Here is a 26,369-nt window from a genome sequence, read left to right as displayed (position 1 = left end):
CTGGAGGAGATCCACAAAAAGTCTTTAAAACATAAAAAAAGGTCGGAATTTCTTCCGACCACGACTGCCTTTCGGGGCGCCTTTTTTATGAGGTACTAAGCTCGATACCCTATACTTCCGCACGGATAATCCCCTCGAATTCACTCACTCCTACCGTTTTCGCTTCCGGCTTCACATTTCCGCGAACTACCTCGTATACTTTGTTGTCAAACACCTGCTGGAATACCTTGCGATAGTTATCCCGCTCTTTATCGACCAGGTATTGCTGCGCAATCTTGTCGATGGTCTCTTTCATAGACTCCTCCTCGCCATAGATACCAAACTGCGCTTTGATAATATTCCTGGACTCTTCGAGCAGATCGGCGCCTTCCACCTTCACTTCGTGCGATTCGGCCACCCGGTTACGGATCAGGCTAAGCTTCAGCGACTTCGCAAAGGCATCGAATTCGTTATCGATCTCTTCCGCAGAGAATTTACCTTCGTTGGCCTGGAACAACCACCGCTTCAGGAATTCCTCCGGCAGCTCGATAGGCGTTGTTTCCAGAAGTTTTTCTTCAATATCTCTCCTGAGGATCGCTGCCGTCTCACGGTTGTAGTTCTCCTGGACAATAGCCCCTACTTTTTCACGGAAATGAGCTTCGCTGGTAATCTCTTCGCCGTAGCCCAGCACCTTGTGAAAGAATTCATCGTTCACAGTCGCCGGCGTATTGCGCGAAATATCTTCAACCTTGAAGGAATATTCACCGGCCAGTTCGCCCACCTCTTCTTTCTTCTTCCCGGTTACATGCGCGATTGCCGCCTCGTCTTCAAAAGTATTCTGGATATCAAAAGTAATTTCGTCACCTACTTTCACACCGATAAATGACGCCCGTGAATCTTCCTTCACGCGCTTTACCGGAATGGCAGTCTTAGTGCTGAATTCACCTTGAACCAGCTCTCCATAGATAATATCGCCGTCTTCCGAAGTTTCCGGGTGGGTATTCTCAGCAAAACGCATCCGAAGATCTTCGATCGTCTTGTCAAGATCCGAATCCCCGGCCTGTATATGATATTCGGTTACGCCGTCGATTTTCTCAAGATCTACTACAAAATCACCGGCTAGCCCAAGGTCAAAAGCGAATTCAAACTCGGTCTGGTTGTCCCAGTCAATTGCATCAGCCTTTTCACGATCGGGAAGAGGGTCTCCTACTACCGGCAACTTGTTATCTTTGATGTAATCACTCACAGCATGCGACAACAGGTGATTAACCTCGTCTACCAGGATGCCTTTACCATACATTCTGGTGATGACGTGCGCCGGCACTTTGCCCGGTCTGAACCCCTTGATGCTGGCTCTCTTGGTATAATCTTTGATGCTCTTCTCAACTTTCGGCTGATAATCCTCCTTTACCAATTTTACCTTCAGAGCGGCGGTGGTAGGCGAACTTTTCTCTAACAGGACTTCCATTTATTGAAACAAATTCGGTTTATAATAGTACTGTTTTCAGGCTTGAACCATCGGGTATGAGGCAAAAGCCCGGACAAATGCCCTCATTGCTCCAACCTCAACGCTCAAACCTAAAAGAAACAAAGCCCTCAAAAACTAGTCCTGAGGGCTTCTCCTGATAGGCAACTGACCTATCTTGTTGTACGGGCGGAGGGAATCGAACCCCCACGCCTTGCGGCACCAGATCCTAAGTCTGGCACGTCTACCAGTTCCGCCACGCCCGCTCACAATTAAAATTGCGCTCCAGATACAACCATACCGTTGAATTTGGAGTGCAAAGGTATTAACTTCTGGTTTTATTTTCCTAATTTTATGTAAGAAATTTTTCGTCGATTTTACGGTTTGATAATTTCATCACAATCATTTAACATTACGGCACAGGCTAATAAAGACCCTAGTTGGACACGTGGAAATCAGCGCAGAAGATTTAGAATTAGAAAGGAAAGATATCCTTAAACGATACCGCAAACTATTGCGGACGGCGAAGCCTTTCCTGAAGGACAACGACGCCAAACTTATCAAGAGTGCCTTTCATACCGCCGCGGAAGCCCACAAGGAGATGCGGCGCAAGTCCGGCGAACCCTATATCTACCACCCCATAGCGGTGGCACAGATTGTGGTGGAGGAAATCGGCCTGGGAACAACCTCTATCATTTCCGCCCTCCTGCATGACGTAGTGGAGGATACGGACATGACCGTCGCGCAAATCCAGCGGTTGTACGGCAAGAAAGTGGCCACCATCATCGACGGACTGACCAAGATTTCAGGAAAATTCGAGTACGGGAGCTCGCAACAGGCGGAGAACTTCAGGAAAATGCTGCTCACCCTTTCCGACGACGTACGGGTGATCCTGATCAAACTTGCCGACCGGCTCCACAACATGCGGACGCTGGACAGCATGCCCCGGCACAAGCAATTGAAAATCGCATCGGAAACGATTTATATCTATGCGCCGCTCGCCCACCGGCTTGGTTTGTATGCCATCAAATCCGAACTGGAGGACCTCTACCTGAAATATGCCGAGCCGGAAGCCTACCGCTCCGTGGCCATGAAGCTCCGCGAGACCAAAGTGGCCCGCGACCGGTTCATTGCCCGCTTCATGGAGCCCATCGTCAAAGACCTGGAAGACTCCGGCCTCCGCTATATTATTAAAGGGCGCCCGAAATCCATTTATTCCATCTGGAATAAGATGCGGAAACAGAACAAGCCGTTCGAAGAAGTCTATGACCTGTTCGCCATACGGATTATACTGGATTCCCCCCCGGAGCACGAAAAAGAAAAATCCCTTTGCTGGCAGGCCTACTCCATCGTCACCGACCATTACAAGCCCAACCCGGACCGGCTCAAGGACTGGATCAGTACACCCCGGGCAAACGGCTACCAGTCGCTGCATTCTACCGTCATGAGCAAAAGCGGCCAATGGGTGGAAGTACAGATCAGGACGACCCGTATGGACGAAATTGCGGAAAAAGGCTATGCCGCACACTGGAAATACAAAGGCAATGACACGAAAGTAAAAGGCAATATCGACGTCTGGATCAACCGCGTCAGGGAAACGCTTGAAAATGGCGAAGGCGATAAAACCGCAGCCATAGAGTTCCTGGACGAATTCCGGAATAATCTTTTCACCGAAGAGGTTTTCGTATTTACGCCCAAGGGTGAGCTCAAAGTGCTCCCCCGAGGGGCCACTGCACTCGACTTTGCATTCGACATCCATACCGAAATCGGTGCAAAATGCATGGCCGCCAAGGTGGGCGGCACACTGGTCCCCATCAGTTATGTGCTCAATAACGGCGACCAGGTAGAAATTATCACCTCCAACAAGCAGAAGCCGAACGAAGACTGGCTCCGCATTGTAACCACGTCGAAAGCCCGCGGCCGTATCAAAGAATACCTGAAAGAGGAAAACCGGCGCTACGAAACCGACGGCCGGCAGATGGTGGAAAAAAAACTCAAGGTACTGGGACTCGAAAGCAATGCCGAAACTTTCAACCAGCTTCGTGCCTTTTTTGAGAGTAAAACCCCGGTGGACTTCTTTTACCGGATCGGCAAGGGATACATCCACATTGACGAGCTGCGCAAGTTCAAACGGCACCGCGAACTGCGCGAAAAGAAAAAAGAAGACGAAGAAGTATTCATCCCCAGGAACGAGAGCGACGGAAAAGAGCTGGGCAAATACCTGAAAAACCTCCACGGCAACCAGAAAGACGGCGATACCCTGCTGATCGGGGAGGATATGGATAAAATTGACTACCGCCTGGCGGTCTGCTGCAACCCGATTTCGGGCGATGACGTATTCGGTTTTGTCACCATCAACGAAGGGATCAAAATCCACCGGACTACCTGCCCGAATGCCGCAGAACTGATGTCCAAACACGGCAACCGGGTGATCAAAGCCAAATGGGTCTCCAAAAAAGAAGAGGCCTTCCTGGTCGGCATCCATATCACCGGCACGGACCGCGTCGGCCTGGTCAATGACGTTACCCGCATCATTTCCAACGAACTTAACATCAACATGCGCGGTGTATCATTCGACACCGTGGACGGCATTTTCGAAGGCGACGTACGCATTTATGTGCAGGACACCTCACACCTGGAAGAACTCATGCGCAAGCTCGAAAAAGTGGAAGGCGTTTTCAACCTGACGCGGTTTGATTGTAAGAAAGTTTAGAAATCGGAAATCGGAGGTCGGAAATCAGCGCGCTCTTTTCCGACTTCCGATTTCTGATTTCCGATTTCCGATTTCCGATTCCCACCCTCCCATTTCCCTCTTCATATTTAGACTCGTTTCATAAAAGCCTCACCCGAGTAGTTTTACAGCTTATTTAATTAAACTTGCGTAAGTAAAGAGATTCACATCTTATTTTAGAATTACTTGACCGATGCCAGAAGCAACAGCAAGCAACTTAGAATCAGCTAAAAAAATCCTGACGGCATATATCGAAAGCAGGGGCCTTCGGAAAACGCCGGAGAGGTTTGCTATACTGGAAGAAATCTACTCTCGAAATGACCATTTCGACGTAGATGAGCTGTACATCAGTATGAAAAACAAGAAGTACCGGGTTAGCCGTGCCACCGTCTACAACACACTTGACGTGCTGGTAGAATGCGACCTGGTCACCCGGCACCAGTTTGGCAAGAACCTGGCCCAGTACGAAAAATCTTACGGCTCCAGGCAACACGACCACCTCATCTGTACCGAGTGCCAGAAGGTGCTTGAGTTTTGCGACCCCCGGATACAGACCATACAAAGCATGGTGGGCGAAATGCTCCAGTTCAACGTGGCACATCACTCCCTGATTTTCTACGGGAATTGCAACAGAAGCAATTGTGAAAATAAAAAACAAGGGAACAAAGAGGAATTATTAGCCAGTTAGTATTTTTCTTGGTAGCCTTATATTACTTTTGTCATTCCGGTAACCAACCTAAGGGCTGATTACCGGAATAATCTTTTTTCGGTATCCTATTCTAATTTTTGAGTGAAAATAGATGTTTTGTTAGGCCTTCAATGGGGCGACGAAGGAAAAGGGAAGATTGTTGACGTAATCGCCCCGGAATATCAAGTGGTAGCACGGTTTCAGGGGGGGCCCAACGCTGGTCATACCCTTGAGTTTGACGGTATCAAGCATGTGCTGCATCAGATCCCGTCAGGTATTTTCAGGAGCAATATCCAGAATGTCATCGGGAATGGTGTGGTGCTGGATCCGATTGTATTCCGGAAGGAAATCGTGGGCCTGCAGCCCTATAACCTGGATCTGAAAAAGAATCTTTCTATTTCCAAGAAAGCTTCCCTGATCATACCTACGCACAGGTTGCTGGATGCTGCCTACGAGCAGGCCAAAGGAGATTCCAAGATCGGCTCCACCCTAAGGGGAATCGGGCCAACCTATAAGGACAAAGTGGCGCGACAGGGTCTTAGGGTCGGCGACATACTGTCACCGAACTTCAGGCAAAAATACGAGGCGCTCGTATCCGCGCACAAGGTAACACTCGACTTTCACCAGTTTCCGTACGCGGAAGAACTGGCCAAATCAGAGGCGGACTTTTTCGACGCGGTGAACTTCCTGAAAGAATTTAACCTCTCTGACAGCGAGTATTATATCAACGACGCCCTCAATAGCGGGCAGAGAGTACTGGCGGAGGGCGCTCAGGGCTCGTTGCTCGATATCGATTTCGGGTCCTATCCGTTCGTTACGAGTTCGTCTACCATGGCTGCAGGTACCTGTACCGGCCTCGGGATAGCCCCCAGCCGTATCGGGGAAGTTTTCGGGATTTTCAAGGCCTACTGCACCCGTGTAGGGAGCGGTCCCTTCCCTACCGAACTCCTCGATGAAACCGGCGACCGTATCCGGGAAGAAGGCCGTGAATACGGCGCCACAACCGGACGGAAGAGGCGCTGCGGCTGGCTGGATCTGCCGGCGCTGAAATATGCCATCATGATTAACGGCGTAACCCAGCTGATCATGATGAAAGTAGACGTCCTCTCGATTTTTGACGAAATTCAGGTTTGTACCCACTACCGCCTCCCGGACGGCACATTAACCGACCGGCTCCCGCACGACCTCTGCGATGCATCGGTAACCCCGGTTTACAAACCTTTCAAAGGATGGGAAGTTTCCCTGGATGGTATCAGGGACTTTAAAGACGCTCCGGCGGAACTGGTCAGCTATGTTCACTTCCTGGAAAAGGAGCTCAACCTGCCTATTACGTTTATTTCTTCAGGTCCGGAAAGAGATTCACTTATTCACCGGTCCAAATGAGAGAAAACCCGTTAAAAGCGCCTGTTTCACCCTGAAACAGGCGCTTTTTGGTTAAACCCGGCACCCGGGCAACCGGTCCGGGGTTTCCGCCCGGAGCAGGGAATCGGAAAAGATACGTATATTAACCACCTGGTTCCCCGAAGCCTGGCCTGCGGCTTCAGGGAACCGTGTTCACCATCTCTGACCTTTTCACCTTTACCAGGCATGCCCGGAAGATTTCTGCCAGCGTTTGTAATTGTTATATTCGCGCTTTATCACCTCCCCCTTTTGTGGCTGGGGCAGCAGGCCTATTACAATGCTTTCGATTCCCTCGATTCCTTCGTGGTCTGGTACCGGATGGTAATCGACGGCGGGTTCGCAGACGCCCCGCCCGCTACCCTTATTCCCCAGATCATGGGCGGAATCCCGAAATTTGTGCTCGTTAATACTTCCAATATCTACTTTTTCCTGAATAGGGTTTTCTCTACTTTCCAGGCACTGAATATCCAGATATTGCTGGCCAGCTTCACCGGCCTGCTGGGTATGTGGCTGTTGCTCCGGCAATACTTCAGGCTTGAAGCGCTCGTCGCGGCCTTTCTTTCACTTTCGTTTGCGTTCACGCCTTTCCTGCCCACCTGGACCCTCAGTATCGCCGGGCAGCCGCTGCTTCTTTTCGCCCTGCTTAACCTGCGCAACCGAAAAGCTGGTTGGTGGAACTGGGCAATCGTTGTAGTATTTCCTTTTGTTTCCAACTTTCAATCCGCCGGTGTTTTTATTCTCGCCGTTCTGGCCGTCTGGATCCTGGTCGAAGCCCGGAACCGGCGCCCCGTCCGGCAGCTTCTCATTGCCGCCGCGGTTATGCTTATCCTGTATACCCTCGGAAGGATCAATTTGCTCGACAACCTGCTGGCCGGCCAGGACTTTGTCTCGCATCGTACGGAAATACAAAGATACCCGCTTCCGCCTCTGGTTTGCCTCGTGGTCTTTGCCCGGTTTTTCCTCTTCGGGAATATCGATGTCGCGCTGTCGCTTCACACCGCCGTACTACTTCCGTTTATTCTTGTCGGTTATGTCTTTCTACTGGTTAAGGACAGGCGTGCCGACAAAATGCTTACGCTCTTGCTCCTGGCTATTGTCGCTATCTGTGCCTACGTAGCACTGCTTAACTGGGAGCCGGTGGTCGACCTCAGGAACAAAATCCGGCTGCTCAGGATGTTCAGCATGGACCGTTTCCATATTTTCCTGCAGCTTCTCTGGCACCTGGCCGCCGCCCGGACTTTCGTGCTGCTCGGCTCACGCATGCGAAAAGGTCTCCGGCTTACTATTATAGGCGCCCAGTTGCTGGTCTGCTTCGCTTATCAGCCTACCTGGTACAAACTTTTTGTTGAACCTGTTTTCCGGATCAAACCCTATCAACACCTGTACCGCTACGCAGACTATTATGCTGAAAGCATGTTTTCAGATATCAGGAAGCAAATCGGTGAACCCTCGGAAAACAAGGTGGCATGCATAGGATTTCCCCCGGCTATTGCCCAGTACAACGGTCTGTATACCATTGACGGTTATGTTCCCAATTACCCCCTTCCCTACAAAAAGGCATTCCGGAAAATTATTGCTGCCGAACTTGACGGGAATCCGACCCTGGGCGGCTTCTTTGATGCCTGGGGCAGCCAGTGCATTGTGCTCTACGAACAAAACAACGGTAATTTCAATACCCACGTTACAAAAGACCTCGCACCTCCTCAAAGACCGGTCAGGCTCGATGGCGCTGCGCTCGCCGCCCTTGGATGCAAATACGTGTTGTCGGCTGAAACTATAACTACACCGGAAGCCAGCGGATTACGCCCGCTGTCGGTTTTTACTTCTCGGTACTGGAAACTCACGCTATATCAAGTAAATTAGTCCCGATCTTTTCTTATCTAATGAAAACTCAACCATCATTTATCCCTCCTGCCCGCCATGAGCGTAGTCGTCTCCAATATCAAGTTTCACAACAACCAGCAGCTTGACTATTTTGGTCATCACATAAAAAAAACGATGATACCGGTCTTTTCCCCTTATGTGCAGCGGCATATACAGGAGATTGTCTCGTTTGCCGGCATTCAGCGGAAAGACCAGGTTATAGATATCGCCTGCGGGATGGGAAAATACACCCTGAACTTGTTGAGGCAGGGCTTTCAGGTAGAAGGGCTGGACTTGTCCCCTTTTCTCCTCCAGCAGCTTCTTGTGTATAACGACAACCGGTACCAGGTCAAGCTGCACGCTGCCGATGTGCTCGATGCCCCGGAGGAGCTGAATGAAAAATTTGATGTGGTGATGGGATTTATGGCGCTACACCACTTCCACAACCTTCACGCCTGCTTCCAGGCCATGTACAGGATTGCCAAACCGGGGGGAAAAGTGGTCTTTCTGGAACCCAACGCCTTTAATCCCCTTTATTATGCGCAGATCTTTTTCACGCCCGGAATGTCCTGGGAAGGTGACAAAGGCGTAGCCAACATGACGAAATCGAAACTCTTTGAAGCCATGCAATTTTCAGGATGGAAGAACCTGAAAATAAAGAGGTTCGGATTCTACCCACCTTTTGTGGCCAACACGTCCTTCGGGCAGGCTACCGAGAAATATCTGGAACGTATACCCGGGATCAACCCTTTTCTTCCTTTTCAAATTGTGATGGGCGAAAAAGTTTAGCATGGAACTTAAACGAGATAACTGGCTGGTGTCTTACCCGGACGACGGCAATGCCGTCTGTTTCGAAATGGAGGACGCGTCTTTTTGGTACCAGCACCGCAATAATTGTATCCTGAATGCAATACAAAATTTCGGTTTTGAAAAAGAATTCTACGACATCGGGGGTGGGAACGGTATTACTGCGAGTATCCTTCAGCAAAACGGCTACGAGGTTACTCTGGTAGAACCTTATGCGCAAGGCATCAGCAATGCCCGGCAGCGCGGCATCAACCGGACGATCCAGTCCACGCTGGAGGACTTCAGGCCCGGGAACCCCGTGCCGGGGGTCGGTTTTTTCGACGTAATGGAACACATTGAAAATGATGAGAATTTCCTGATGCGTATCAACCGGGTAGTAAAAACCGGCGGGAGAATCATTTTGACCGTACCGGCCTTCCAGGACCTTTGGTCGGACAACGACGTACAACTGGGTCATTTTCGCCGTTACCGGCTTCAGGAGCTTGACCGGCTGCTTGTAAAATGTGGCTTTACCCCACTTTACAGCACCTACTTTTTCTCGCTGGTATGGCCGCCGATGTGGTTGCTGCGCGTACTCCCAAACCGGCTGGGCATCAACCGGCCCAATAGCCCGAAAAAGAAAAAAAGTGAGCATATGGCCACTACTCCCCGTTTGTCCCGAATACTTCGCAGCCTCCTCTCCTGGGAGGTAAAGATGATCCGCCGCAAGCGCCGGATCCCGTTTGGAACAAGTTGTATGGTAATAGCCCAAAAAAATTGAACAGCCGCATAACCATGCATCCACCTATCTCTTCTGAATTCGGCCTTATCCTGTTTTCCATTGACGAAAAGCTCGTCCGGCCGGCTGTCGACGCCGGCGTTGACGGCATTATGGTCGATTGGGAAAACCAGGCAAAAAAAGCCAGGCAAAAAGACTTTGACACGGAAATCAATCTCCACACTTTTGACGACCTCTGCCGGTTAAGGCACATGGTCCCGCCGGGGAAACTGATTTGCCGGGTGAACGGCTTCAACGGTGACCAGACCTTCCGCGAGGCAGACCTGGCGGTAAAAGGGGGAGCCGATGAAATTTTTCTCCCGATGGTAACGTCGGCCGGGCAGGTAAAAGCGCTGCTCGACCATTGCGGCAACGCGGTCGCAGTAAGTATCCTGATCGAGACTACCGCCGCCCTCGATTGCCTGGCCGCGCTTTCGGAACTACCCCTGAACCGGGTCTATGTCGGACTGAACGACTTGCACATCCAGCAGGCCACTCCCAATCTGTTCTATCCTATGACAGACGGTACGGTAGCCAATATCAGGCGCCATTTCAGCCAGCCGCTCGGGCTGGGCGGTGTCACCCACCCTGCCGGCGGCAAACCCATTACAAGCCACGAGCTCATCAAAGCGTACGCGCAGCTTTCCGTAAACTTCAGCTTTCTCCGGCGCACTTTCGTGAGCGACTGCCGGAGGTTTGAGGTAAGTGAAATCATAAACGCAATCCGCGAAGCCTATAAAGCAGCCCGGAACACTGCGCCGGAAGTCGCTGAGGCCGACTTTCAAATGCTTTGTAATGAGATCAGGCAATGGGAGAATCATCCGCACAGGGCATAATTTTGCTTATGTACAACCCGCCGGAAGATCACCTCGACCGGCTGAGAAGTATAGCTCCCGGCTACGAGTTCCGGGTAGCAACCAGCGAAAACGAAGCGATCCGGCTGATGCCGGAGGCTGAAATTGTCCTCGGCAACCGGTATTTTACCCAGTCGCTGCCATTCGCCAGGCAGCTGAAATGGATGCAATCCAATTCCGTCGGTGTCGATCTGATCCTGGCACAAAAAGACCTGCTGTCGCAAAAAGGCATTGTCCTCACCTGCGCCAGGGGCGTTTATGACAACGAGATGGCGCTGCACGCCCTCGGACTGGTACTATCCCTTTTCCGCTCGCTGCACCTGCTGCGCGACGAACAGCTCAGGCACTCCTGGCAGCGGCACCGGCTCCGCGATTTCGAGGGTAGCCGATGTCTCATTCTGGGCTGGGGCAGCCTGGCCCAAAAAATAGCCGGGTACCTGACGGCATTCGGAGGGCGCGTTTCGGCGGTCAGGAACCAATCCCACGACAGCGAAGACGGGGAAATTAAAATTTTCGGCCGCAACAGCTGGGAGGAACAGCTTCCGCTTACAGACTTACTGGTGCTCTGCCTTCCCAAAACTGCCGGCACCATGCGGTTGGTCGGACGGCCACAACTGGAGAAATTACCCGCAACCGCCTTCGTAGTCAACATAGGCCGCGGCGGTACGCTTGACGATGACGCGCTGGCGGACCTGGTCCGGAACCGCTTCATTGCCGGGGCTGCCCTTGATGTTTTCGAACAGGAGCCGCTCCCATCCGCACACCCGATCTGGACAATCCCCGAGATTATCGTCAGCCCCCATGTAGCGCGCAGTCTTGAAGGCCCCAATTTCAAGTGGTTTGCGCTTTTTGAAAACAACCTGGCCCGCTACATCGGCGGACAGCCGTTACTTCACCAGGTAGATTATGCGCGCGGATACTGACCCGACAGCCATCAGTGTAGTGATCCCGGTATACAGGAGCGCCGCCACCCTGACCGAGCTCCATACGAGGCTAGGCGCGGTACTGAATGAGATAGGCGCCGGGGAGATAATTTACGTCAACGATGCCTCCCCCGACCAGTCACTTGCCCTTTTGCGTCAATTACCACCTGTCATTCCGTTTCGTATCCTCTCCTTAAACACGAACAAGGGCCAGAGCACCGCCCTGCTCTGCGGGATAAAAGCCGCCTCCTGCCCGCTTGTGGCCACTATGGACGCCGACCTGCAGGATTCCCCCGAGCTTCTGCCTGCCCTGCTCGGGGGGCTATCGACCGGCATTGATGTGGTTTTCGCGGCCCGGTCCGGTACCTACGAGTCCCCGGCGCGGCACCTGAGCTCTTTTCTTTTCAAGTCGGTGGTTTTCCTCTTTTCTGCAGGAAGAATTCCCAGGCAAGCCGGATTGTACCTGGTTATGAGAAAACAAAGCTGCAGCGCGTTCGCGGACTTCCTCCCCCATCGCCCCTACCTGATGGGATTGATCGCCCGCTTCCGCCTGAAAACCGGCTCGGTACCCTTCATAAGAACGCGGAATCCGGAAAACGAAACTTCCTATACGTTCAAAAAACGCCTGCAAGTGGCAAAAGCATTCTTCAGGACCCTTTTTCTTCCTGTTGAAACGACTGCAGCCGATATCGAAAAGTGGTGGAACAGTGAAATAACCGAATATACGCCACTTCATAAGACGCCGGAAAATAACCCCTGATCCTGACCGGTACGGCTACCGGAAAACGTTATATCCACTGGTTTGCCCACCGGAAAACGCTGCTAATCAACCTGTGAAGTTTTCATGAACAGCACTACCGGAATTGTATTTAAGCGACGTGATTTATAGTTTTGCAGTCTCATGTGAGTAGGTGCTGCGTTCGTTTTCCAGTTCATGTCGAAAAACCCATTAAAAGACGAAAAAGAAATCTTACGGGAGTTAGCCGGCGGAAGCGAATCTGCGTTTGCCCGCGTTTTCAACCATTTCAGTCCCAGGGTATACAGCACCTCCCTACGGTTTCTCGGCTCGGAAGAATCCGCCCAGGAGGTAGTCCAGGACGTTTTTATGGACATATGGCTGCGTCGGGAAAAACTGACCGGGGTGCTGAACCTGGAAGCCTACTTACAAGGTATGGTCAGGAAGCAGGTGTATGACGTCTTCCGCATGAAGTCTGCTTTTGAGGAACTTCAACAGGAGCTTCTCCGGCGTGACTATGCCGAAAACTCAACAGAACGTTTGCTTCGCGACCGGGAGTACCAGGTAGTGCTCACCAGGACGCTTGAAAGCCTGCCCGATCTGCAGCGTGAAATTTTCCGGCTGGCGAAGGAAGACGGTTTGAGTCACCAGGATATCGCCCACAGAATGAACCTGTCGCCCCTTGCCGTCAAAGCGCACATGAAACGTAGCCTCCGCTTCATCCGGATGAGGCTCGAACCATTTTTATCTGCCGAGCCGCTTTTGGCCATCCTTGTATTTCTCGGAATCCGCTGATTCACCTCCTGCCGCAGCCCGGTCGTCCTCTGTCCTGCCGGTAGGCCTCCCTACGACCGTTCCTGAAAAAAAAGTTACTTTTTTTTGCCCCCTCCTCCTCGTTTTCCGGACTGTAAATAAAGAGGAGCTTTTCTCCCTGTATTTACCTTTTATACCAAACAACGGCTGATGACTCAGGAAAACAAGGAATTTGATCGGCTTATGGAGTTGTATCTGGCTGGAAAAGCAACCGGCCCTGAGAAAGAAGAGATCCACAGGCTGGTGGAAAACGGCTTTGGCGAACGTTTCAAAGCCTGGGTCGACAAAGATTTTTCAGGCAATCACAAACGGGAAGTGCTACCGCTGCCTGTCCACCGTGAAATTATCGCCAACATACTGGGTAACCGGCCTGCAGAAGCAAAATCCCGCCCGCGTCGATGGATCGGCTGGGCGGCTGCAGCCGTCGTGGCGGTGGCGCTCGCTGCCTGGTTTGCCACAGACCGGGAAAACCGTGAGAATTTAGCCGTCACACACCGCCAACCTGACGCCATTGACGAACAAATTGTACTAAAAGGAAAACAATTTGCCAAGCTCCCGGATGGCAGCAGCGTCCTGATGAACGAAGGAAGTGAGCTTAGCTATTCAACCGGGGCTTTTAAAACAGGGCAACGGGAGGTCTTTCTTAACGGCGAAGCTTTTTTTGATGTCAAACACCGCCCGGAAAGCTCCTTCAGTGTGGTCACGGGGTCAGTTACAACGAAAGTCCTGGGCACCGCCTTTAACGTCAAAAGGCAATCAGGGCAGGTGGTGGTGACTGTTACCCGCGGACTGGTCGAAGTAAGCGGAAAAAAAGGTGTTTTTAAACAGCTGAAACCCGAGGAGAAGCTCACCGTCAATTCGGAAACCGAGGTTTATAAATCTGAAATAGTAAAAAGCGCTGAAGAGCTGGCATGGAAGGATGCCTGCCTGGTTTTTGACAACATAGACCTGGCAGAAATCAAGACACTGATCGAAGCGCGGTACGGCGTGGAGCTGCTCTTCTCAAACCCGGAAGTATTGGAATGTCGTGTAACGGCGTCTTTCCTGAATGATGAAAACCTCGACGTGGTGATGAAAATCCTTTCGGAGCTGATGGGCGCCACTTATAAAACCCATGGTTCGCAGGTAACCGTCGAGGGCGGGAGCTGCTCCTGATCAGGCGGCGGGTACACGACACAACTCCCTGAATTTAATAACACTTTTTTCTAACCGGGAAATATGACAAAAACATAAAGGACTATCAAAAATCAAAAAAGCCAGCCGGCGGCAACCGGATGGCTTCATACCTCTCGATTTGGCAAAATCAGCGGGTATCGTTTTTAATCATTGGGTTTCATAAAAACGTCTGATAAATGTATAAAATTTTTATCGATTGGGGAAGGTATGTGCTTTCCTCCTATCAATCCGAGCTCAAATTTGCTATGCGTGTTGGGTTGTCCTATTTGTTCATTCTCTTTACCTGTGCCCATCTGCTGATGGCGCATAGCTCCGGCGGACAGTCCATTGCCGGGGTGAAAGTCTCGATGGGCCTGAAAAACGAATCAGTCCGGGAAATGTTCCGGAAAATCGAGAAGCAAACCCAGTTAAGGTTCGCATTTATGGAAAACCAGGTAGACGCGACCACCCGCTTCACACTGGCAAAAGGGACTTACCCCGTATCGGAGATCCTGGACCGCACGCTAGGTGCGCTGCAGCTAACGTATACAGGCTCGGGAAATATTGTATACATCACCAAAAAGACCATCCCAAACGGACGGCAGGTGGCAGAAAATCAAGAAATTACGGAAGTAACTACCAGTGAGCCCGCTGCCGGCCCCATCATATCCGGCAAGGTTACCGACGAAAAAGGTGAAGGTCTGCCCGGTGTGAACATTATACTGAAAGGAACCAACCATGGCGTTATTTCCGGTACAGACGGCAGTTTCAATATAGAAATCCCCGATGAAAAGGCGGTACTCATCTTCTCTTTCGTTGGCTATATACCACAGGAGATACCCATAGGTAACCGGACCCGGGTCGATGTCTCCCTTAGCGTGGACCAAAAGACGCTGGAAGAGCTCGTGGTAGTCGGCTACGGCAGCCAGCAACGAAAAAACATTTCAGGAGCCGTTGCTACCGCCCCCAAAGAACTGGTCGCAAACCGGCCGGTAATGAATGTGGGCCAGGCGCTGCAGGGAACCGTAGCCAACCTCACCGTCAATGTCGGCAATGGCCGGGCGGATTCCTCGCCCAGCTATAACATTCGCGGCTACAACTCCATTAATGGCAATGAAGGCCCCATGGTAGTGATCGACGGTATTATTATGGACGCCGCCGCCCTTAATAACCTGAACCCCCAGGACATCGAAAACGTAAGCGTTCTGAAAGATGCCGCTTCGGCTGCTATTTATGGCTCCCGGGCTGCGTTCGGAGTGATCCTGGTAAAGACCAAATCGGGGAAGACTGAAAAACCGCAAATTACCTACAACAACAATTTCGTATTCAAGCAGCCTACTTTCCGGCCCGAAATTGTAGAAGACCCCTATACCAATTTCTGGTACTCCAACCAGATGGGCGACTATCAATTCGGAGCACATGTGCTCGAATATGCCTTAAAAGTGAGACAAGACCCTTCGCTGCCCAAATTCATGGAATTCGGCGGTTCATGGACCTACTTCGAAAGTACGAACTGGTACAATGAAATCTTCGGCAAGCATGCCTTTTCTACCCAGCACGGTATTGAAGTATCGGGCAGAACCGATCGCGTCAACTACCTTCTCTCCGGGAATTTCCAGTACGAGGACGGTATCCTGAAGCCGGCCCGCGAAGATTTTAACCGCTACAACATCAGAAGCAAGCTGGACTTCAAGGTCACCGACTGGTGGACGGTCGGTAACAATACCAGCTTTATGCGGAACAGTTACGCCCGCCCTAGTGCTTTCGGTGACTCTTTCCTATTCTTCTCTCAAACCATGGGGAGCTATGAGGCCGTTAAAAATCCGGAAGGCACCTGGTCGTCCGGGGGAGTTCAAAGCGTCGGAAAACTCATCGACGGCGGCGAGGCTACCACTACGAACAACCTTTTCCAGACTTCAATGAATACCAAAATCAGCGTGCTCAAAGATGTCTTGGATCTCCAGGGGAATTTCGCCTATACCAACAACACCATGTCCAACCAGTACGGGGATTTTTCACTCCCGTACAAGCGGGGTCCGAGTCTTCCGTACATCTGGGGCAGCAACAATACGGCCGCCAGGGCTACAGCGCCCAGAACCCAGATCTACATGGACGCCTATGCCAATTTTAACAAAACCTTTGCCCGGAAACACAACATCAGCGCAATGGCCGGGTACAGCCAGGAGTCGTTCCGCAACCAATACCTGTTCCTGGACCGGACCGGCCTGGTTACGCCCACCTTCCCCACACCGCAACTCGCAACCGGGACCATCTCACTCCAGGAAAGTGTAACCAAATGGGCAATGCGCAGCGGATTTGCCCGCCTCGGGTACATCTTTAACGACAAATATATCCTTGAACTTAACGGTCGTTACGACGGGTCTTCACGTTTTCCGAAAGGTAGCCGGTTTGTATTTAACCCCTCCGCTTCTGCGGCGTGGGTATTGTCGAACGAATCGTTCATGCGCTTTCTGGAACCCACAGTCAGCCACGTGAAATTGCGTGCATCCTATGGCCAGCTTGCCAACCAGGCCACCGGCGTATTCGGCTACCTGCCCACCATGGGCTTTTCGAGGCTTAACGCCATGCTCGACGGCACGAGGCCTATGACCATCGCTGCGCCGGGATTAATATCAGGCAACTATACCTGGGAACGCGTCATTACCCGCAACCTGGGCCTCGACCTGAGCTTCCTGAGCGATAAGCTTACCTTCTCAGGCGATGTATACATCAGGGATACAAAAGATATGCTCACCAAAGCGAGGACTTACCCGGCCGTACTCGGGGCTACGGCGCCCAGCGAAAACGCGGCAGACCTCCGTACCCGCGGTTGGGAAATAAACGTAGGCTGGCGGGACCGCATCAAACTGGATAACAGCGACCTCCGCTACGGCGCCAACCTGGTGCTCTCCGACAACCGGTCTGAAATCACCAGGTTCGAGAATGCCACAGGCACCCTGAACGATTTTTATGTCGGTAAAAGGATCGGGGAAATCTGGGGCCTTACCACGGAAGGCTACTTTCAATCCCAGGCCGAACTGGATGCGCACGCCAATCAATCGCAGGTATCGTCCAACGCCTATCCGCTGGAAGTGGGCGACCTGAAATTCGCTGACCTCAACGGCGACGGAAAGGTTGACAGGGGGCAATGGACGCTGAAAGATCACGGAGATTATTCGGTTATCGGAAATACAGAACCGCGCTATGCATTCGGATTGAACCTCTTCGGCGAGTGGAAAGGCTTTGACCTCAGCCTATTCTTCCAGGGAATCGGGAAACGCAACTTCTATCCCACCTATTCGGGGATGAACGTTGATTACGAATTCTTCAGCTATTATGCTGTGCAGTGGACACACCTCACACCCCATATGCGCGACAACCACTGGACACCCGAGCGCACCGACGCATTTTACCCGCGCCTCAAACCGGCCATTGCGGGTACAGCCGGCCGCGAAATGGCGGTGGAGCAAACCCGCTACCTGCAAAATGCAGCCTATATGCGCCTGAAAAATATGTCAATCGGTTATGTACTGCCGGCTCACCTTACCAAAACCGTCGGTCTCAGCCGCGTGCGCCTGTTTGCCAGTGGTGACAATTTGTTCACCTGGAGCAAGCTGCCCCGGTTTTACCAGGTTGATCCCGAGCTCGCCGGCCGCGGCACCAATGGGGGCGGAATTGCTTACTCGCTGCAGCGTGTCTACTCTTTCGGCCTAAACGTAACTTTCTAAAATTTAATGAGTTGCACTCCTATGCAACCTGTAAAAATACTGTTATGAATGTTAATAAGTTTTTTCGGAACAATGCACTGGCAACGACAGTGCTGGCTTCGATCTCGCTGGCAGCCTGCGATGACGCTTTCCTGAACGTCCTCCCGGAAACCGAAATCACGGCCGATGCTTTCTTCGCCACCCCCAATGACCTCGAAATATATTCCAACCAGTTTTATACCTACCTGGTCGACCCGGTAAACGACCGTGGGTCCGATAACGTGGTAGCCACCGCAATTGACAATGAGTACGCCTATAAGCTCATGCGCGGTGTAGTAAACCCGGACAATGTTGAACAATGGTCAGGGCACTGGAACCGTTTGCGTACCATCAATTTTATGCTGGAACGTACCCACCAGACCACGGGTTCCGCGGCGGATATCAACCATTTTGTCGGAATTGGCCGCTTTTTCAGGGCACTTCACTACTATGAGCTGGTACGCCAGTATTCTGACGTACCCTGGTATGGCCGTACCCTGAAAACCACCGATACCGACCTGCTGTACAAAAAGCAGGATCCGCGTGCCGTTGTTGTCGACTCGGTCCTGGCTGATCTGAAATTTGCGGTTGACCATATCAAGCCCTCCGTTGACGGAAAAACTTCAAAGGTCAGGCTTACCAAATATGCGGCATTAGCCGCCCTGTCACGTATTGCGCTGGAAGAAGGCACCACCAGGAAGTACCGCACGGAACTGGGCCTGGCCGACGGCAACCGTTTTCTTGAAATTTCAAGGGATGCTTCGCGACAGCTCATTGACGCCAACGTATTTTCAATTTTCAGGACCAATGCGGCCGGAGAGCGGAAACGGGCCTATGAAGCGATGTTCAACAGCGAATCTCTGGCGTCGAACCCCGAAATGATTCTCATCAGGGAGTACAGCCTGGCCGAAGGTATTACCAATCTGAAAAAAACTGTTTTCAATGAGAACCACGGTTTGTCGCGCGACCTCCTGGAAGACTACCTTGCACTGACGGCAGCCGGGGAGGCCGTACCTTTCCAGGAAATTGCGGGCTACCGGACAATGGCGTACTGGGAAGTATTCAAAAACAGGGATCCGCGGCTCAATCAAACCTTTATGCAACCCGGCTTCAAAATGCCTGGCAACCCCAAAATCGCCTACCCTAACTGGAACATAGGTGGTTACCCCCAGGTGAAGTCCTACCCCACCGACGCCGACCAGATCGATCTCGGCGGCGGAAGAGGCCATACAGACAATCCTGTCTACCGGCTGGCAGAGATCTACCTCAACTACGCCGAGGCAAAAGCCGAATTGGGTGAGCTCACCCAAGCAGACCTTGACCAGGCCATCAAACCCCTGCGCGACCGCGTGGGCATGCCCGCGCCCGTGCTGAGCGAATGGCTTGCAAGCACCGACCCGAGGTTAGCGGCCAAATATACCAATGTCACCTCTCCTCAGAAAGGCGCCATCCTGGAGATTCGCCGCGAACGCCGGGTTGAATTGGCCTGTGAAGGCCTCCGGCTGAACGACCTCAGGCGCTGGAAGGCAGGACAGCTCGCAGCAGTGGCTCCCCTGGGTAGCTATATCAGCCAGCTCGGTGCGGTAGACATCTCCGGAGATGGCGTACCCGAATTTTACATATCGCAAAACGGCGAAGGGTTCGACAAAGTGCGCGAACAGTTTCCGGGTGTTGAAATTTTTGAATACAAACTGAATGCCTCGCCATTTGAGCTGACAGAAGGCGACAAAGGGTTTATCCGCATTAAAGCGCAGAACGGCATTTTCAGTTTCCCTGAAAAATACTATTACAAACCAGTCAGCAACCAGGACATTCTGGTGAATCCGAACCTGGTGCAGCACCCCCTCTGGAAATAATCACACACTCAAGCGGGAAAAGTAATTTCCCCGCAGGCAAACTTTCCGTACCTGGCAGCAGGACGGGAAGTTTGTCCACAACCCCGTACATTACTGATGAACAAGAAATTACCTATACTGCTGGCACTGATTTTTTCCTGTGCCGAAATTTTTTCACAAAACTTCCGGTCCATCGGCCGGGACGAATTGTTAAACAAAATTAAAGGCGGCTGGGCAGGACAAACCATAGGCGTAACCTTCGGATGGCCGTCGGAATTCGTTTACCAGGGTACCTATATCCAGGACTACGAGCGAATTCGCTGGCATGACGATTACGTCAATGAGGCCATGACGGTTTTCCCCGGGCTGTATGACGACGTTTACGTGGACCTCACATTTGTGGAAGTATTTGAACGGCTCGGCATCAACGCCCCGCTCGATTCATTTGCAGTTGCCTTCGCCGGTAAACAATACGAGTTGTGGCACGCCAACCAGGCCGGGCGGTACAATTTGCAGCAGGGCCTCCCGGCGGAAAAGGCCGGGCATTGGCTCAATAACCCCCATGCCGATGACATTGATTTCCAGATAGAGGCTGATTTCGCCGGGCTGATGAGCCCGGGGATGCCCCGGGCAGCCACAAAAATCTCCGACAGGTTGGGACGGCTCATGAATTCCGGCGACGGGCTCTACGGCGGTGTATATGTTGCCAATCTCTATGCCCATGCTTTTTTACATGATGACGTATTGACGGTTGTAACCGAGGCACTTGCCGCCATTCCTCCGCAAAGCAAATTTCACCGGTGCGTTTCGGATGTAATTGCCTGGTACAAAGCCAATCCGAACGACTGGAAACAAACCTGGTTTGAAATCCAGAAAAAGTGGAGCGAAGATACGGGGTGTCCTAACGGCGTGTTTCACCCTTTGAATATCGACGCTAAAATCAACGCTGCCTATGTTGTGGCCGGTCTGCTGTACGGCCGGGGAGATTTTACCAGAACACTGGAAATTTCAACGCGCCTCGGCCAGGATTCGGACTGTAACCCCGCTACCGCCGCGGGCGTACTGGGTGTCATGAAAGGGTATTCCGGAATTCCGGAATACTGGCTCACTCCACTGAAAAAGGCGGAAAAACGCAGCTTCAGCTTTACGGACCTTTCACTGGAGAAAGTATACGAGCTGGGTTTTCGGCATGCGTTGGCCAATATCACCGACCAGGGCGGCCGAATTGACGGCAATACGGTCCGAATTCCTGTACAAAAGGCAAAAACGGTACCCTTCGAGGAGAATTTCGGAGGTCACTATCCTTCAGAAATAAAGAAAATCGGACAGACATTCGGAGAGAACTTTCAACTTGAGGTCGAAGGCATTGGCTTCGTAATCCGTGGCTATGTAAGCAGGAAGTCTCCCGATACGCCCCACGACGTTCTACGTGCGGCGCTTTTTGTGGATGGTAAAAAAGTCGAAGAGGCCAATTTCCCGACAGACCCGAAAAAGAGTCGTACCGAACTTTTCTGGCGCTACCGGCTGGAAAGCGGCAGGCACCGGGTGGAAATCAAAATTACCGACCCGAAAAAAGACTATCAGCTGCACGCCGTTGACTGCCTGATTTACAGTAACAAACCCCGGGAAGGCATCAGGCATGACTAACATCAACCGGCCGGGGCGCCCGCCAATACTTCCTTTACCGGCTTATTCTACCGAAATTGCCTCAATAACCTACGAAATCAGAGTCAGTAAAAATGGATAATTCACAAAACAGAAGGTCATTTATCAAAGCAGCCGCGGCGCTGGGAATCGGCCTCGCCGGCGCCACCCCGGCCTGGACCTATTCAGAGGGTGTACCAACAGGCAAACGCATCGGGATCATCGGTCTGGATACCTCTCACAGCGAAGCTTTTGCCAGGATGATCAACGCGCTCGGAGCGGACGGCCTGGGATACCGCGTCACAGTAGCCTATCATCCGCCTACCAATAAGGATGTGCTGAAACTGTCGCCGTCCATTTCAGAAGCACTCACCAGGCTCGGAGTAAAATTGGTAAACAGCATGGACGCGCTTTTAAGCGAATGTGATGCCGTATTGCTCGAAACTATTCACGGACAGTCGCATCTGGCGCAAGCCCGGGCAGTGTTTGAAGCAAAAAAACGCGTTTTCATTGATAAGCCACTATCGGTATCCCTGGAAGGGGCAAAAGCCATTTTGGCTGCTTCCGAGAAAAACGCGGTCCCTTTCTTCTCCAGCTCTTCACTTAGATTTGACCCCAATGTCCTCAAAGTCGCCGGCGGCAGCATTGGCCGCGTGATAGGAGCCGATGTCTTTACGCCTGCAGAATTGGAAAAGGAGCACCTGGACATGGCGTGGTACGCCATTCATGGCCTGGAAATGCTCTATGCGGTGATGGGGCCGGGATGTGAGAAAGTTTCCAGGCTTTACACCGACGAAGCAGACGTGACTACCGGTGTCTGGAAAGACGGTAGGATTGGTACCGTCCGCGGCATCAGGAAATGGCCGGTGGGCATCGCCGGAACAGCATTCGGAGAAAAAGGGACAGCTCCGCTGGGGCCTTTTTCAGACGCGGCTTACAACCAGCTCGTTCGCCAGATCGTCCGGTTTTTCGATACCGGAACACCGCCGGTAGCCCCCGCCGATACACTGGAAATGTTTGCGTTTATGGAAGCAGCCGATAAAAGCCGCAGGAAAAACGGCGCAATGGTTAAGATATAGAGGGGTGAGTCTTGAGGTGTGAGGTGTGAGGTGTGAGCGGTGAGCGGTGAGGTTGTGCTTCGCCGCTTGCTTTTATTACTTTTTTAAAAATGAAAACAATAGTAATGCTGGCGGTGTTAGCCCTGTCGGTTGCGGACCTCGGTGCGCAGGCAGGCGGCGGCATGCCCAAAACGCTGAAGGTGATGTCTTACAACATCCGGATTGCCAGTCCGCCTGCAAAAGGATGGGGTTATACAGATTTGAAAGGTATTGCGGACGTTATCAACCGCCAAGCCCCCGACCTGGTGGCACTGCAGGAGGTAGATGCCTATACCGAAAGATCGGGAAAAAATTCGCACCAGGCCCTTGAGCTGGCCCGTTTGACCGGGATGCATGCCCATTTTGTGAAAGCGGTTGACCGGAGCGGCGGCGACTATGGTGTTGCCATACTGTCGCGCTTCCCCATCAGGTCGGCAGAAAGCTACAGGCTCCCCGTTTCTCCGGGATCAGACGGCGAAATCAGGGGCTGCGGCCTGGTGGTGGTAAAAGCGCTCGGGATGAAAATCGGGTTTATGACGGCCCATCTCGACCACATGAAGAACGAGGACCGCCTGCTCCAGGTTTTGCGGGTAAATGAAATCCTGGAAAAGAAGAAGAAAATGCCCGTCATTTTCGGGGCGGATCTCAATATGCAGCGCAATCACGAAGTCATCAGAACATTGGAAAAAGAAGTGGCCTTCCTTTGTTCGGACTGCGCGCCCACCTTTCCCGCCGATCAGCCGCAACGCACGCTTGACTACGTAATGCTGAACCCCGCTGCGTTAAAAAAAATGCGGGTAAGGCGTTATGATGTCGTAGCTGAACACCATGCGTCCGATCACCTTCCGCTGGTTGTGGAACTGGAAAGAAAAAAATAAGAAACCCTCCGCAAAACCTGCAATTTGAGTCGCAGCAATAGGCTTATTTAACCTTTTTCAATTACTCAGGCCACGACCGCCCCGACTTTTCGCCAGGTTCCGCCGTTCAGCACATTCTGAATCCCGTTTCGCTCCAACACTTTCCTGGCGCTTCCGCTTCTCGCACCGCTTGCGCAAAACACCACCACGCTACGCTTACCTTTAAACCGGTCTATTTCCTTTTCAATGCTGCCGAGCGGGATATTAACCGCTCCCTTTACACTCCCTGACGCGAATTCTCCCGGGCTCCTGACGTCAACTAAAAGAGCCCCTTCTCGGACAGCTTCTTTAAGAAGCGCCTGATCCGGCGAGGCGAACAACTTTTTCAAAAAACTAAACATGTCTTTAACTGGTTTTTGTTGAAGCAAATTTACAGATTCAACCCGCCCTGATCCGCTACTAATGTTACACAGCGTGACATTACTCCATATTATAGGTCCTACCCGGTTCTCGTTCTATGCCTGTAAGGCCGGATCCGGTCCGACCGGTCAGTAAAAAACATACAACTTTCTCATAATCAGACACAAAACAATCTATATTTGTTTCAACGCCACTGAGCGGACCGGCAGTATATCCCGTACCAACCATCTACTACTATGAGGCTTAGCCTTTTTTACGTTGCATGCTCTGCATTCCTGATGTCAGCCTGTTTCAGGGAACGGGGCGGTCAGGAAACTGGTGCCAGTTCTGATGGCAACGCGATCGCCGTTTGCGCTACTCCTGCTACCTCTGACACTGCCTGGTACCATTCCGGCAAAAAGGCCCCGATGCTGGACGGGCTGAGTGGACTGGATTTCAGGATTACTACCACCCGTCCAGAAGTCCAGGCCTACTTCAACCAGGGCCTCATGCTGGCCTATGGATTCAACCACGCAGAAGCAGCGCGTTCTTTCTATGAGGCCATCAGGCTTGACTCTACCTGTGCCATGGCGCATTGGGGATTTGCCTATGTGCTCGGCCCCAATTACAATGGCGGTATGGAAGATGGAAATTTTCTGCGGGCGTGGAAATCAGCCAATACAGCCAGGCGGCTCGCAACTCATGCGACGCCGAAGGAAAAAGCTTTAATCGCGGCCCTTATGGAGCGCTACGTCGGGGAGCCGCCTGCCGACAGGTCGTTATTGGATGCCGCCTACGCCAATGCCATGAAAAAAGTTTATGCGCAGTTCCCGGATGACCCGGACGTGGGCGCATTATACGCAGAGTCGCTGATGGACCAGCACCCCTGGGACCTTTATGAAAAACAGACCAAGGCCCCAAAACCTTGGACCCCGCCGCTGGTAGCAGTGCTGGAAGACCTGCTCAAAAAGAACCCGCGACATCCCGGCGCCCACCACCTTTATATCCATGCCATGGAAGCCTCTGCAACGCCTGAGAAAGCCCTGGCTTCAGCAGGTTTGTTAGATACGCTCGTACGCGGCTCCGGGCACCTGCTCCACATGCCCTCCCATATTTATATCAATACCGGCGACTATCACCTGGGCTCGCTGGCCAACCTGCGGGCAGTAGCAGCCGATAGCAGCTATACCACAACCTGCCATGCTCAGGGGGTATACCCGCTTACGTATTTCCCTCACAACTATCATTTCCTGGCTGCCACAGCTACCCTGGAGGGAAACTCCGGACTGGCCTGGCAGGCCGCGCTCAAGGTACAGCAGCATACCGCGCAGTCCATAATGCGTATACAGGGTTGGGGTACTCTGCAGCACTACTACTCCATCCCGTATTACGTGGCGGTAAAGCTGGCCATGTGGGATCAGCTTGCCGCGCTCCCGAAACCAGACCGCGACCTGGTATACCCGAACGCGGTCTGGCACTATGCCCGGGGTATGGCCGCCGTCGGCCGGCGCGATCTGGCATCGGCCCAAACTGAAATGGACTCCCTGGCGATCCTGTCGGCCGATACCACCCTTCAGCACCTGACGATCTGGAACATCAACACGACCGCAGATCTCGTCAGGATCGCCTCCAAAGTACTTTCTGCCGGTATTGCTGCGCAGAAAAACCAGCCCGACAAAGCCATAGTACTGCTCACTGAAGCCGTTCGGGTAGAAGACAACCTGAACTACAACGAGCCGCCCGATTGGTTTTTTTCGGTACGGCACCACCTGGGCGAGGTTCTGCTCAAGACCGGCAGAAACGCCGAAGCCGAACGCGTCTACCGGCAGGATTTACTACACTGGAAGAAAAATGGCTGGGCATTGGCTGGCCTCTATAAGGCGCTGCTCGCCCAGAAGAAAAACGGCGAAGCTGCGGTAGTCAAAAAGGCTTTTGATGAATCCTGGCGATTTGCGGATACCAAAATCAACGGGTTATCCGGTATAGGTGAATAAGTAGTGTGGAAAGGAGGTTCCCCGTTTCTGCTACCCAGTCACCCCGAGAAAGAAGTTTTTTACCAAAATACCTTGGAATAGAAATGACAAATAGATGTTGTTAATGGAAGTCAATGGTAGCCGGAGGCTACCACCCGGACGGTCATCCTGAAGCGGAGCGCAGCGGAGTCGAAGGATCTCCTGTTGCAAGAAAAAAGTCCTCTAAAAGGGATTGGGTACGGGGACCGGGAGATCCCTCCGCTGCGGTCGGGATGACCCTCCGGTTGGTGCGGCGCCAAACCTGTTGTCGTCAATGGTAGCGCATCTGCCGGACGGTCATCCTGAAGCGGAGCGCAGCGGAGTCGAAGGATCTCCTGTTGCAAGAAAAAAGTCCTCTAAAAGGGATTGGGTACGGGGACCGGGAGATCCCTCCACTGCGGTCGGGATGACCTCCGGGTGGAGCGGCTTCAAACCTGTTGTCGTCAATGGTAGGCGCATCTGCCGGACGGTCATCCTGAAGCGGAGCGCAGCGGAGTCGAAGGATCTCCTGTTGCTATAAAAAAGTCCTCTGAAAGGATTGGGTACGGGGACCGGGAGATCCCTCCGCTGCGGTCGGGATGACCCTCCGGTTGGTGCGGCGCCAAAC

General features: G+C 52.3%; 21 protein-coding genes and 1 tRNA gene. 19 read left to right on the top strand and 3 right to left on the bottom strand.

Translation table 11 applies throughout. From position 1 onward, the window contains the following. Positions 1-109: 109 nt before the first annotated feature. Positions 110-1,447 carry a trigger factor gene (locus ABD852_RS07305; protein ID WP_345027580.1) on the bottom strand — a complete coding sequence of 446 codons (1,338 nt, stop codon included), beginning with the start codon at positions 1,445-1,447 and terminating at the stop codon, positions 110-112. Between the two features lie 181 nt (positions 1,448-1,628). Beyond that, positions 1,629-1,710, bottom strand: a tRNA-Leu gene (locus ABD852_RS07300). 182 nt (positions 1,711-1,892) lie between these two features. Between ABD852_RS07300 and ABD852_RS07295 the strand changes: the two genes are divergently transcribed. The 16 genes from ABD852_RS07295 to ABD852_RS07220 all read left to right on the top strand — a co-directional run bounded on the left by ABD852_RS07295 (position 1,893) and on the right by ABD852_RS07220 (position 23,372). Continuing rightward, complete coding sequence (locus ABD852_RS07295) at positions 1,893-4,157, top strand: RelA/SpoT family protein (protein WP_425568779.1); 2,265 nt, start codon at positions 1,893-1,895, stop codon at positions 4,155-4,157. Positions 4,158-4,368: 211 nt separating this feature from the next. Beyond that, a complete protein-coding gene (locus tag ABD852_RS07290) occupies positions 4,369-4,863 on the top strand; it encodes a Fur family transcriptional regulator (protein WP_345027578.1) in 495 nt (164 codons plus the stop codon). Positions 4,864-4,965: 102 nt separating this feature from the next. Further along, positions 4,966-6,246 carry an adenylosuccinate synthase gene (locus tag ABD852_RS07285; protein WP_345027577.1) on the top strand — a complete coding sequence of 427 codons (1,281 nt, stop codon included), beginning with the start codon at positions 4,966-4,968 and terminating at the stop codon, positions 6,244-6,246. A gap of 204 nt (positions 6,247-6,450) precedes the next feature. Continuing rightward, positions 6,451-8,127: a DUF6044 family protein gene (locus ABD852_RS07280; RefSeq protein WP_345027576.1), complete on the top strand. Its 1,677-nt coding sequence runs from the start codon at positions 6,451-6,453 to the stop codon at positions 8,125-8,127. Between the two features lie 57 nt (positions 8,128-8,184). Further along, complete coding sequence (locus tag ABD852_RS07275; protein ID WP_345027575.1) at positions 8,185-8,916, top strand: class I SAM-dependent methyltransferase; 732 nt, start codon at positions 8,185-8,187, stop codon at positions 8,914-8,916. Position 8,917: 1 nt separating this feature from the next. Continuing rightward, on the top strand, positions 8,918-9,694 hold the full coding sequence (locus tag ABD852_RS07270; RefSeq protein WP_345027574.1) for a class I SAM-dependent methyltransferase: 777 nt from the start codon (positions 8,918-8,920) through the stop codon (positions 9,692-9,694). A gap of 14 nt (positions 9,695-9,708) precedes the next feature. After that, a complete protein-coding gene (locus ABD852_RS07265; RefSeq protein WP_345027573.1) occupies positions 9,709-10,527 on the top strand; it encodes a hypothetical protein in 819 nt (272 codons plus the stop codon). After that, a complete protein-coding gene (locus ABD852_RS07260) occupies positions 10,500-11,468 on the top strand; it encodes a D-2-hydroxyacid dehydrogenase (protein ID WP_345027572.1) in 969 nt (322 codons plus the stop codon). Before ABD852_RS07265 ends, ABD852_RS07260 begins: the two co-directional genes overlap by 28 nt. Then, positions 11,452-12,228, top strand: a complete 777-nt coding sequence (locus ABD852_RS07255) for a glycosyltransferase (protein ID WP_345027571.1) — start codon at positions 11,452-11,454, stop codon at positions 12,226-12,228. The genes ABD852_RS07260 and ABD852_RS07255 overlap by 17 nt, the downstream gene beginning before the upstream one ends. 174 nt (positions 12,229-12,402) lie before the next feature. Further along, positions 12,403-12,999 carry an RNA polymerase sigma factor gene (locus ABD852_RS07250; RefSeq protein ID WP_345027570.1) on the top strand — a complete coding sequence of 199 codons (597 nt, stop codon included), beginning with the start codon at positions 12,403-12,405 and terminating at the stop codon, positions 12,997-12,999. A 168-nt stretch (positions 13,000-13,167) separates the two neighbouring features. Continuing rightward, positions 13,168-14,172 (top strand): FecR family protein, encoded by a 1,005-nt coding sequence (locus tag ABD852_RS07245; RefSeq protein ID WP_345027569.1) that lies wholly within the window; start codon positions 13,168-13,170, stop codon positions 14,170-14,172. A gap of 197 nt (positions 14,173-14,369) precedes the next feature. Beyond that, positions 14,370-17,900, top strand: coding sequence for a SusC/RagA family TonB-linked outer membrane protein (locus ABD852_RS07240; RefSeq protein ID WP_345027567.1), 3,531 nt, complete (start codon positions 14,370-14,372; stop codon positions 17,898-17,900). 44 nt (positions 17,901-17,944) lie between these two features. Beyond that, on the top strand, positions 17,945-19,774 hold the full coding sequence (locus ABD852_RS07235) for a RagB/SusD family nutrient uptake outer membrane protein (protein ID WP_345027566.1): 1,830 nt from the start codon (positions 17,945-17,947) through the stop codon (positions 19,772-19,774). 96 nt (positions 19,775-19,870) lie between these two features. After that, the gene (locus ABD852_RS07230) at positions 19,871-21,400 is read left to right on the top strand and encodes an ADP-ribosylglycohydrolase family protein (protein WP_345027565.1); all 1,530 of its coding nucleotides are present in this window, start codon (positions 19,871-19,873) and stop codon (positions 21,398-21,400) included. Between the two features lie 92 nt (positions 21,401-21,492). Further along, a complete protein-coding gene (locus tag ABD852_RS07225; RefSeq protein WP_345027564.1) occupies positions 21,493-22,476 on the top strand; it encodes a Gfo/Idh/MocA family protein in 984 nt (327 codons plus the stop codon). Between the two features lie 89 nt (positions 22,477-22,565). Beyond that, positions 22,566-23,372, top strand: coding sequence for an endonuclease/exonuclease/phosphatase family protein (locus tag ABD852_RS07220; RefSeq protein ID WP_345027563.1), 807 nt, complete (start codon positions 22,566-22,568; stop codon positions 23,370-23,372). A 65-nt stretch (positions 23,373-23,437) separates the two neighbouring features. On the opposite strand, the gene ABD852_RS07215 is transcribed toward ABD852_RS07220, so the two are convergent. After that, entirely contained in the window at positions 23,438-23,752 is a 315-nt protein-coding gene (locus tag ABD852_RS07215) for a rhodanese-like domain-containing protein (protein ID WP_345027562.1), read from the bottom strand. A gap of 255 nt (positions 23,753-24,007) precedes the next feature. Here ABD852_RS07215 and ABD852_RS07210 point away from each other — a divergent pair, with 255 nt between their 5' ends. The 3 genes from ABD852_RS07210 to ABD852_RS07200 all read left to right on the top strand — a co-directional run bounded on the left by ABD852_RS07210 (position 24,008) and on the right by ABD852_RS07200 (position 26,282). Next, positions 24,008-25,744, top strand: coding sequence for a tetratricopeptide repeat protein (locus ABD852_RS07210; RefSeq protein WP_345027561.1), 1,737 nt, complete (start codon positions 24,008-24,010; stop codon positions 25,742-25,744). 113 nt (positions 25,745-25,857) lie between these two features. Continuing rightward, positions 25,858-26,043 carry a hypothetical protein gene (locus ABD852_RS07205; protein ID WP_345027559.1) on the top strand — a complete coding sequence of 62 codons (186 nt, stop codon included), beginning with the start codon at positions 25,858-25,860 and terminating at the stop codon, positions 26,041-26,043. Then, positions 26,037-26,282, top strand: a complete 246-nt coding sequence (locus ABD852_RS07200) for a hypothetical protein (protein WP_345027558.1) — start codon at positions 26,037-26,039, stop codon at positions 26,280-26,282. Before ABD852_RS07205 ends, ABD852_RS07200 begins: the two co-directional genes overlap by 7 nt. Positions 26,283-26,369 lie beyond the last annotated feature (87 nt).

Source organism: Ravibacter arvi, assembly GCF_039540405.1.
GTDB classification, from domain to species: Bacteria; Bacteroidota; Bacteroidia; order Cytophagales; family Spirosomataceae; genus Ravibacter; species Ravibacter arvi.
The sequence above is the reverse complement of the archived record's forward strand: the minus strand, read 5'-3'. Positions and strand labels throughout refer to the sequence as shown.

Coding starts and splice junctions, on each gene's coding strand:
- ABD852_RS07305 (WP_345027580.1), bottom strand. CDS start 1,447: ATGGAAGTCCTGTTAGAGAAAAGTTCGCCTACCACCGCCGCTCTGAAG.
- ABD852_RS07290 (WP_345027578.1), top strand. CDS start 4,369: ATGCCAGAAGCAACAGCAAGCAACTTAGAATCAGCTAAAAAAATCCTG.
- ABD852_RS07280 (WP_345027576.1), top strand. CDS start 6,451: ATGCCCGGAAGATTTCTGCCAGCGTTTGTAATTGTTATATTCGCGCTT.
- ABD852_RS07275 (WP_345027575.1), top strand. CDS start 8,185: ATGAGCGTAGTCGTCTCCAATATCAAGTTTCACAACAACCAGCAGCTT.
- ABD852_RS07270 (WP_345027574.1), top strand. CDS start 8,918: ATGGAACTTAAACGAGATAACTGGCTGGTGTCTTACCCGGACGACGGC.
- ABD852_RS07265 (WP_345027573.1), top strand. CDS start 9,709: ATGCATCCACCTATCTCTTCTGAATTCGGCCTTATCCTGTTTTCCATT.
- ABD852_RS07260 (WP_345027572.1), top strand. CDS start 10,500: ATGGGAGAATCATCCGCACAGGGCATAATTTTGCTTATGTACAACCCG.
- ABD852_RS07255 (WP_345027571.1), top strand. CDS start 11,452: ATGCGCGCGGATACTGACCCGACAGCCATCAGTGTAGTGATCCCGGTA.
- ABD852_RS07250 (WP_345027570.1), top strand. CDS start 12,403: ATGTCGAAAAACCCATTAAAAGACGAAAAAGAAATCTTACGGGAGTTA.
- ABD852_RS07245 (WP_345027569.1), top strand. CDS start 13,168: ATGACTCAGGAAAACAAGGAATTTGATCGGCTTATGGAGTTGTATCTG.
- ABD852_RS07240 (WP_345027567.1), top strand. CDS start 14,370: ATGTATAAAATTTTTATCGATTGGGGAAGGTATGTGCTTTCCTCCTAT.
- ABD852_RS07235 (WP_345027566.1), top strand. CDS start 17,945: ATGAATGTTAATAAGTTTTTTCGGAACAATGCACTGGCAACGACAGTG.
- ABD852_RS07230 (WP_345027565.1), top strand. CDS start 19,871: ATGAACAAGAAATTACCTATACTGCTGGCACTGATTTTTTCCTGTGCC.
- ABD852_RS07225 (WP_345027564.1), top strand. CDS start 21,493: ATGGATAATTCACAAAACAGAAGGTCATTTATCAAAGCAGCCGCGGCG.
- ABD852_RS07220 (WP_345027563.1), top strand. CDS start 22,566: ATGAAAACAATAGTAATGCTGGCGGTGTTAGCCCTGTCGGTTGCGGAC.
- ABD852_RS07215 (WP_345027562.1), bottom strand. CDS start 23,752: ATGTTTAGTTTTTTGAAAAAGTTGTTCGCCTCGCCGGATCAGGCGCTT.
- ABD852_RS07210 (WP_345027561.1), top strand. CDS start 24,008: ATGAGGCTTAGCCTTTTTTACGTTGCATGCTCTGCATTCCTGATGTCA.
- ABD852_RS07205 (WP_345027559.1), top strand. CDS start 25,858: ATGGTAGCCGGAGGCTACCACCCGGACGGTCATCCTGAAGCGGAGCGC.
- ABD852_RS07200 (WP_345027558.1), top strand. CDS start 26,037: ATGGTAGCGCATCTGCCGGACGGTCATCCTGAAGCGGAGCGCAGCGGA.